Source organism: Candidatus Dependentiae bacterium, assembly GCA_013821315.1.
Taxonomy (GTDB): Bacteria; Babelota; Babeliae; order Babelales; family Babelaceae; genus JACDHA01.
Genome location: JACDHA010000021.1, coordinates 19,168 through 27,269, shown reverse-complemented (window position 1 = coordinate 27,269; position 8,102 = coordinate 19,168). Strand labels below are relative to the sequence as shown.

The window sequence follows — 8,102 nt, the reverse complement described above, 5'->3', positions numbered from 1 at the left end:
CCACGTGAACCATGATGCTTACTAAACTCGTAAGAACCACCAAGGCCAAGCATAGTTGGTATAGTATGCCAATTATAGTTATAAGAAGCAGCAGCAAACACTTTATGAGTAATAACTTGTGGAGCTGCAGCTGAGCATAAATTAAGATCACCATCAATAACTTGAGTAGAAGTTGTTGTGTTAGGTGTAGTTGAGCAACCAAGTAAATCAGCTTGATCATAAATTACTAAGTCTTTACGCGCTCTGCAATTATTTCTCAAGTACACTCTTTCATTTTCACGATACCATAAATCATAACCAGCTTCAAAAGCCCAGTTGCAATATTGGTAATGTAACGCAGTCCATAGCTCAACAAAGCTACGTGGTTCTACACGTACACAAGGACTAAAGAGGTTAATAGCCGGTTGGGTTGTTGAACTACCAGCTTTGCTTACAGGTAAAAAGCGAGACCATTCACCATAGTGGCAGAAATCAAATGAACGACGCTCATCTTCAGCAATGGAATATCGGTAATTAGCGTCACCCATAATAGTCAAGCTCTGTTGTCCCTTATTCCACAGTATATAGTCAGCATTTAAACCAAAACCACTACTGTAATGAACTGTTCCTACAGTAGGCTCAAATAAGTAACGTGCATTTCTACACTTGCCTGTAGGGAAGGTAAATACTGAATAAAAGTCAACGTGGGCACAATCATTTTGCCATACATTAAAGCCAAACTTAACTAAAATATCATCAATACGTGTACGAGTAAGCTTGCAGTTAGTCACAGCACCATATTTTAAATTTGATGAGCCAAGCTCTTCGCGTGTTGCATCATCAGCATGTAAGTTAAGTGTATGCTCAACGCGCAGAGGAGTAACGTTAATGCTTAACCAAGTACCAGGACGTAAAAACTCTAAATCAAGTTGCGCATAAAGTAATGCTCCATAAACACGTCTTTCAGGACGAATAGAAAGACGATTTCCTTCAAATGTCACTGAACGTTTATGGTCAGGTAAAAAATAGCGGCCAAAATCACAGTCACGCGTAGTTTGCTCATAAAATGGTGTCGCGCTTAAAAAAACTATAGGACGACAAGGAACTTGAGTATGGTATAAAAAATAGTTGGTAAGTGTTAACTCAAGAGTTTGATCTGTTCCTGGTTGTCGTGGCACAAAAGTAGTACGACTCAAGCAAGGGCTACAGTTGCCACGCTTATTAGTAGTTATACTTGTAGAATCATTATCTAGCGCAAGACTTTCTTGAGCCATTGCTTGTATTTTATTAGGCAAAGCAAGTAGGCATACTACTGCTAAAAACCAAAAATTTCTTTTACTTTGTTGGTACATAATTTACCCTTTGATTATGAAGTGTCAGTTAATAAGATAAAGTTTTCTGCTTTACTATACTACAACACTTTATATAATCGTCAAGAGTTCTCTTCTTTCTAGGTTTAAATACTATTTTTTTTAGTAGAGCTTACCTGTTTTTTCCAGGTGCTCCAACTTAATCCTTTAGGCAATGCTTGTTTACAATACGTATAAAATTTTTGGATAAATGCTATGCGTTCGGTTAAAGGTGCAACTTTCCACTTTGCATTCATGTTATCTTTAGAAAGCAGATTAATACCGCCATGTAAAGCATGTTTTTCAATTATTGTTTTTAAAGAAGCTTTAGAACAATTACGTAGAATATCATACATAACCAAGAATGTTGTTGTGCGGCCAATACCTGCGCGACAGTGCATGTGAAGCCAAGTATTTTTAGGCAAGCTTTTAGCGTAGCGTATAAAATCATCCACTTGGCTATCATTAGGCGCATGTCCATCTTGTATATAAAAACGCTTATAGTTCATACCATTTTTACGGACAAGCTCCTCTTCGCTTTGCACCAAATGTACAGGTTTATTTTTGCACACACAGGGCAAGCTAGTAGGTCCTTTATTTACCTCATCTTTGCATAATATACAAACAGAAACTGATTGCTTACGGCCAACAGCTGCAAGCCGCTTCTTTTGATCTTGTTCTACTTGTCTAGGCGTTAAGCCTGCATTAATTAAATTATGATGTCCATACCAACTAATAGGCTCATTATTTAAAAATCCATGAGGTTCTTTACGTAAATCAATAATAGTTATAGAATAACCTGCTGGAATATTTTTTTTTATATACTGCGCACCAGATCCTGTAAATTGAGAACTACCTGAAGCTTTTGTATCAGTAAATGTTCTAAAACGATTAGGAATATCTTTTTTACTTTTAAGATCTTCTACAAGCCAGGCCTGATTTTTAGAAATACACAGTAGATGCCCATATAAACTAGAAATTAAACTCAAGACAATGAGCACATAAAAAAATAAGCGACTTTTCTTGACAATCATGTACTATACCCTTTTTATACTTTAGTATATCCTGCGCGTAGAATGTTTTAAAAGAGTTTTGATCCATACAGTTACCAAACCCAAGCTTAAGGCACTAGTTATGAACAGTACATTACCCACAAGTACTTTTACCTCCTGGCCACTTAAAAACCAAACTGTTTTTCTGCGTGCTGACTTAAACGTACCATTGATTAACGGCACTATTGCAAGTGATTTTAGATTACAGGCCCTACTACCTACGCTTAACATACTAGTTACTAAAGGCAGCAAAATTATCCTAGCTACCCATATAGGAAGGCCTCAAGCAAAAGATCTAGCACTATCAACGCGTATACTTATACCCTGGTTCCAAGAGCATGGTTATTCTGTGACATTTGCTTCTACACTAGAACAAGCTAATATACTTATAAAGCAAGTACCATCAGGCACTCTAGTGCTCCTAGAAAATCTACGTTTTTGGCCCGAAGAACAATCACCCAGCTTTGAATTTGCTTCTGTACTTAAGCACCTAGCTGATTATTATATTAATGATGCTTTTGGCGTAGCACATCGCACTGATACTTCCGTAACAGTATTGGCTGAGCTGTATGCACCTGATCACAAATCCATTGGATTGCTTATGCAAAAAGAGCTTGAAGCACTAAGCTATTTAAAAGAGCAGCCTAGTCAACCATTTTTGTTTTTAGTAGGCGGCGGCAAAATCAAAGATAAATTGCCCCTAATGCAAGCTCTTTTACCTAAAATAGCAACAGTTGCTTTATGCCCAGCATTGGTATTTACTTTTTTAAAGGCATTAGGTAAACCTGTAGGAAGATCATTGGTAGATGATACACTTATTGACCAAGCACGACAAATACTTCAGCAAGCACACAAGAACAACGTGTCAGTATTGTTTCCTGAAGATTACCTTGTTACACGCCAACAAAAGCTAGAGCCACCTTATGAAGTTATTTCGGCTGAAAATTTTGACAGTACTATGACGGGCATATCGATTGGTCCTAAAACAGTTGAGCTCTATAAGCAAGCTATTACTAAAGCTCATACTATTTTTCTCACTGGTGCGTGTTGTATAACAGAGCAACCGATCAGTTGTACGTTTTTTAATGATCTATTACAAGCTATTGCTCAAGCCTCTGCTTATAGTGTTATAGGAGGCGGTGACTCAGTAAGTGCTGTTTATAAACAAGGACTTGAGCATACAATAAACTTTTGCTCTACAGGTGGCGGTGCAACGTTAACCTATTTAAGTAGCCAACAGCTTCCAGCACTTAAGAGCATGCTTGAATAACTTAAAACACGGGACAAAAACCTAACAGTGACAGAGCCTTGAAAAGGTGCTTATCTACGGCCTGATGTCCTGCTGTTTCATAAATTAAAATACCATAATTATCGTGCTTTAAATCCCAAGCACAAGTAGCTGGACGCACTATTTCCAGCTCAGAAGCTAATTCATTGATAAATTGTTGTTGTGAACAGGAAGATTTTTTAGGACTTACATTAGAAATGCTGCGTACTTTCTGGTTGAATTTACATCCTTGCATATGCTGAGTAAATTCTTGAGGCGTATCCCAACTTTCTTCTGACTTAATAAACTCGTTAGATTTATCAAATCCTGCAAGACCCTTAAAACAATCAAAGTCAACATTGTCAATAAAATAAGCTGCTTTAGATAAATTAAAACAACGCGTAGTACATAATTCATGCAATACAAACTCTACCAAGTTTTCTAGATCGTAGAGTGCTAGCATTTTTTCAGGTAAACTTGCAAAACTTACCAACAACTGCTCATGTCTCGGGGACATATCACCTTGCTTCATAACCTAATCCTTTTTTAAAAAGTTACACTTATGACCCCACTCTTACTTTTTCTAAAGACAGCTTACCAGACAAACTTAAAAAAAATCAACTCCTTTTTTTACTTTTTTCTTACTCTTGCTCAGAGTGTCGTGGCCATGCTAGTATAAGGACAAAAAGAACAACAAGGAGAATCATGTATAGCGCTCTACTAATAGTTTTGTATAGTTTTAGCCTTTGTTTTTCTTGTTATGGCCAGAGAAGTCTTTTAAGACCTCCCGCGTTAACACAACCTACGATATCAACTTCCTGGGTTGATGAGACGCAAGAACACCATCTAAAAAGTGACTTTCTTGAAGCACAAGCTTTATTTAACAAATTTGATAAAAAATACTTTATGGCTCGTGTATTGCCTCAAGAATCAATTACCTATCGCAACTCAGAAAAAGCAGTTTTAGGCTCTGACCTCAATATACTAATAGAAGAACTTTTGCAAGAGATTTATGAGCATAAAAAAAAGTTTAAAAACTTTACCATCCTTAAAAGTAGAGACTTTAACTATCGAACAACTTCTGGCCTTTTAATTTTAAAATTTAATGATCATCCTTTTGTAATTAAACTCTTTATGGAGACTCCTGAGTCTTTTGTAAAACCTTTTTCTAAAGGATGGCAACCTGGCTGCTTTTTTGTTATGGGCGGCGGCATAAACAGATATTTATCAGGATTTACCCGTATTAAAAACTTAGAAGAAATTAAAAAACATATTGCGCGTGATAGCTACTGGTCAAAAAAACTTGATACTCCACGGAAATGGTTTTGGATCCCTGAGAAATGCCGTTGGTTCAATTTGCGTTCAAAATATATAGGTACTCAAGACTATCATGCTATTTTACCATCAGTATATGCTATAATAGCCGATGAGATAAAAACGGACAAAAAATTTAATATATTTAATAGAGAGCATAGAAAGTTTGCTTTAGGATTATGCCACTTTTTAGGCAATCGCATAGACCCGCATATAGACAACTTTATGAAAGAAGAAGGCACCGGTATTACGCTACTTGCTGATACTGAACACTTTCCCACCATGATAGGGCTCCGCAAAGAACTCCATTTTAGCAGTTACGGTTCTTGGTATGCTCAACTTACTGCTAAATGCGTAACGGATTGCTTTTTTAGGGATAAAAGTGTGCGTAAAAATTTACAGATAAATCCTGAAAAGATACTGCCTTGCTAGATTAATAGTTAGCAATAGCCTGCTCAAGATTTTCAATAGCACTATTTAATTTCTTGTCTATACGTTTATACTGCTCAATTTTATCAAATGCATGTATAACAGTAGAATGATCTTTGCGCTTCCAAAAAAGAGCAATATCGGCAAGCGACTTATCGGTGAGCTTTTTCATAAGATACATAGCAATATGTCGTGCTAAGGCCAGATCTTTATGCCGTTTATTTGAGCGCAACTCACCTAAAGAATAATTATAGTGCCGAGCAACTTTTGCTGCAATATGCTGCAAATCAATAACCGGTTGTTTTGCTTTCTCTTTACTGCTTCTGGTTAATACCTTTTCTGCTAATTCAAGGGTAACGGGCTGATTGGTTAAATCAGCAAAAGCAAATACACGTATAAGAAGGCCTTCAAGCTCACGTACACTTGAAAGAACACGTGCTGCTATAAAATGTGCGACATCATCAGCTAGAATCGTGCCATGAGCCTCTGCTTTCTTTTTGACTATTGCAATCTTAGTTTCCAACGTAGGTACATGTACGTCGGTTATAAGACCACCATCTAAGCGGGTACGCAACCGGCCTGCAAGACCTTCTATATCTCCGGGTAAAGAATCACTTGAAAACACTATTTGCTTACGTGCTTCATAAAGTGTGTTAAAAATATGGAAAAAAGCTTCTTGAGTTTGCTCTTTATTGGATATAAATTGAATATCATCAATTAAAAGTACATCAACATCTTTATAACGAGTTTCAAACTGGGGTACTTTGTCAAAACGTATAGCATTAATAAATTCGCTCACAAAGCGATCGGCTGATTGATATAATATACGGCATTTGGGGTTAGCAGCCACTATAGCATTACCTACTGCATGTAAAAGATGCGTTTTGCCTAAGCCTGAATTGCCATAAATAAACAAAGGGTTATAGAGTATTCCTGGTTTATCAGCTACTGCTTTTGCAGCCGCATAAGCAAGCGAGTTATTAGGTCCTACCACAAAGGTATCGAACTGGTAATTTTTATTAATAGCAACTTTGTTAACCGTCAGCTGCTGAGAAACAATTTCGTCTTTCTTAACAGGTAACGTATGAGCTCTTTTAGTATAGTTCCCAGATTCAACAACAGTGCTTAAAGGCTTATTGTCACTAGGTGCAGTTAATTGAGTTGTGGTAGTTAACTGAGTAAACAATATAGTTAAAGTAGTTTCATGCAGTAAGCGCCCGAGGTGTACTTTAAGTAATTGAGTGTAATTACTTTCTATCCAGTCTTTTATAAAACTATTAGGTACTTGTAAATAAACTGTTTTAGTAGAGCTATCCCATTGGCTAAAGACAACTGATTTAAACCAGGTCTCTACCACACGGCTACCTACCTCTTCTTTAACAATTTTTAAAAACTCTTCCCAAACGGTTGCTATTATCAAAGTATTCTGTGCTTTAAATGGTATCTAGGGTGTTATAAGATACTTTTACTTTACCATATATAACAACTTTATAAAGAGGCATTGTATATTTTATTGTTTTTTTCATTTAGGCAGTGCTGTAAAGTGTTGCTCAAATTCTCAACAATCTCAGGTTGATACCGTGGTGAGCTGCCCAGCTTACCCAATTGCACTTGAACAGCCGGGATCTCTAAACCTTGAAAGAGCAGAACAGTACGCTCATCAAGGCCTGATTGCAAAATACAATTATATTTTACACAGCTGCTTTTTAAACTTTCATGTATACAACGCGCTACACTTTGACTACGCTTATGTAAACTCAGAGATAGACTTTTAAGCTGCTGTTGCTCTTGCATCGTTGCAGTTGAAGAATGGACTTGCAGTGTAGGTTGCTCAATAGTAACTGCTACTGCACCATTAAGGTAAGTACAAGAAGCTGCAAAAGATACTAACAGATCAGCGTGACAAACCATATTAGCATAAGTACTACGAGCATCAGGGCTAACAAAAACATCGGCATGACGTGTACAAAATACTTCAAAGCCACGCGCAGAGAGAGATTTCCCTAGAGCTTGAGCATATGAAAAAGTAATATCCTTTTCACGTGATTGGCTTGTATATAAGTGCCCCCTATCATACCCGCCACAAGTGGCGTCTAGCACAATACGGGGCTGATGTTTTCCCTGGGCATACCAACGCAATGGACTACTTCGTTGATTGATATGAGAAAGAGCCTGTTTATCATGAAATTTTACAACAATGCCATGTGTATCAGTATTAGTATCCAATAAGGCATGATCCCATGATTTTTTTTGAGCATCATACTTAAATGTCAGGGTAATCCCCCGAAGTGGCTTTGTAACAGTTTTTATAGAAAGAGTAATACCTGAGCTACTGTCAGACATCATACGTGCTAGCTTTGTTTGACAACTTGTACTTATAGAAGCTAATGGCACAAAAAAAACTACCGTTTGTTGTGCAACACGTGCATCTCTATCAGGCTGTGGCTCATAAATGCAGAGGGGCCTTTGAGAAAAATAGCAAGTAAAAGTAGTGGTAATTTCTCCCTGAGAACAAGCTACAGAGGTAAGATCTACCGTGCTTTTTGGCACTCCAAGACTGAGCAACGTCGCGCAATAGGTAAACACAAATACATACACATACGCTTTCATAGTTCCCTCATTTAAAACCAAGCCTTACTTGAGCCAACACCCCTTCTATAATGTAAGAATACTAATATAATTTTATATTTGTCAATATTAATTAGCAAATAA

The 8,102-nt window shown here is 37.1% G+C and carries 7 protein-coding genes; 2 read left to right on the top strand and 5 right to left on the bottom strand.

Annotation, left to right across the window (positions count from 1 at the left end):
- Both H0X48_05305 and H0X48_05300 read right to left on the bottom strand, forming a co-directional pair.
- A partial coding sequence (locus H0X48_05305) for a hypothetical protein (protein MBA3954706.1) occupies nucleotides 1-1,331 on the bottom strand: 1,331 nt, incomplete at its 3' end.
- A gap of 104 nt (nucleotides 1,332-1,435) precedes the next feature.
- Nucleotides 1,436-2,362 (bottom strand): hypothetical protein, encoded by a 927-nt coding sequence (locus H0X48_05300; protein ID MBA3954705.1) that lies wholly within the window; start codon nucleotides 2,360-2,362, stop codon nucleotides 1,436-1,438.
- Between the two features lie 100 nt (nucleotides 2,363-2,462).
- On the opposite strand from H0X48_05300, the gene H0X48_05295 reads away from it, so the two are divergent.
- Entirely contained in the window at nucleotides 2,463-3,650 is a 1,188-nt protein-coding gene (locus H0X48_05295; GenBank protein MBA3954704.1) for a phosphoglycerate kinase, read from the top strand.
- A 1-nt stretch (nucleotide 3,651) separates the two neighbouring features.
- Here the strand turns inward: H0X48_05295 and H0X48_05290 are convergent, their stop codons facing one another.
- The gene (locus H0X48_05290) at nucleotides 3,652-4,179 is read right to left on the bottom strand and encodes a hypothetical protein (protein ID MBA3954703.1); all 528 of its coding nucleotides are present in this window, start codon (nucleotides 4,177-4,179) and stop codon (nucleotides 3,652-3,654) included.
- Between the two features lie 173 nt (nucleotides 4,180-4,352).
- On the opposite strand from H0X48_05290, the gene H0X48_05285 reads away from it, so the two are divergent.
- The gene (locus tag H0X48_05285; GenBank protein ID MBA3954702.1) at nucleotides 4,353-5,393 is read left to right on the top strand and encodes a hypothetical protein; all 1,041 of its coding nucleotides are present in this window, start codon (nucleotides 4,353-4,355) and stop codon (nucleotides 5,391-5,393) included.
- Nucleotide 5,394: 1 nt separating this feature from the next.
- On the opposite strand, the gene dnaA is transcribed toward H0X48_05285, so the two are convergent.
- Both dnaA and H0X48_05275 read right to left on the bottom strand, forming a co-directional pair.
- Nucleotides 5,395-6,810, bottom strand: a complete 1,416-nt coding sequence (dnaA, locus tag H0X48_05280) for a chromosomal replication initiator protein DnaA (GenBank protein MBA3954701.1) — start codon at nucleotides 6,808-6,810, stop codon at nucleotides 5,395-5,397.
- A 68-nt stretch (nucleotides 6,811-6,878) separates the two neighbouring features.
- Complete coding sequence (locus H0X48_05275; GenBank protein MBA3954700.1) at nucleotides 6,879-8,000, bottom strand: N-acetylmuramoyl-L-alanine amidase; 1,122 nt, start codon at nucleotides 7,998-8,000, stop codon at nucleotides 6,879-6,881.
- Nucleotides 8,001-8,102 lie beyond the last annotated feature (102 nt).

Bases quoted from the DNA above. Each gene is read 5' to 3' on its own strand.
- H0X48_05300 (MBA3954705.1), bottom strand. From the start codon at position 2,362: ATGATTGTCAAGAAAAGTCGCTTATTTTTTTATGTGCTCATTGTCTTG.
- H0X48_05295 (MBA3954704.1), top strand. From the start codon at position 2,463: ATGAACAGTACATTACCCACAAGTACTTTTACCTCCTGGCCACTTAAA.
- H0X48_05290 (MBA3954703.1), bottom strand. From the start codon at position 4,179: ATGAAGCAAGGTGATATGTCCCCGAGACATGAGCAGTTGTTGGTAAGT.
- H0X48_05285 (MBA3954702.1), top strand. From the start codon at position 4,353: ATGTATAGCGCTCTACTAATAGTTTTGTATAGTTTTAGCCTTTGTTTT.
- H0X48_05275 (MBA3954700.1), bottom strand. From the start codon at position 8,000: ATGAAAGCGTATGTGTATGTATTTGTGTTTACCTATTGCGCGACGTTG.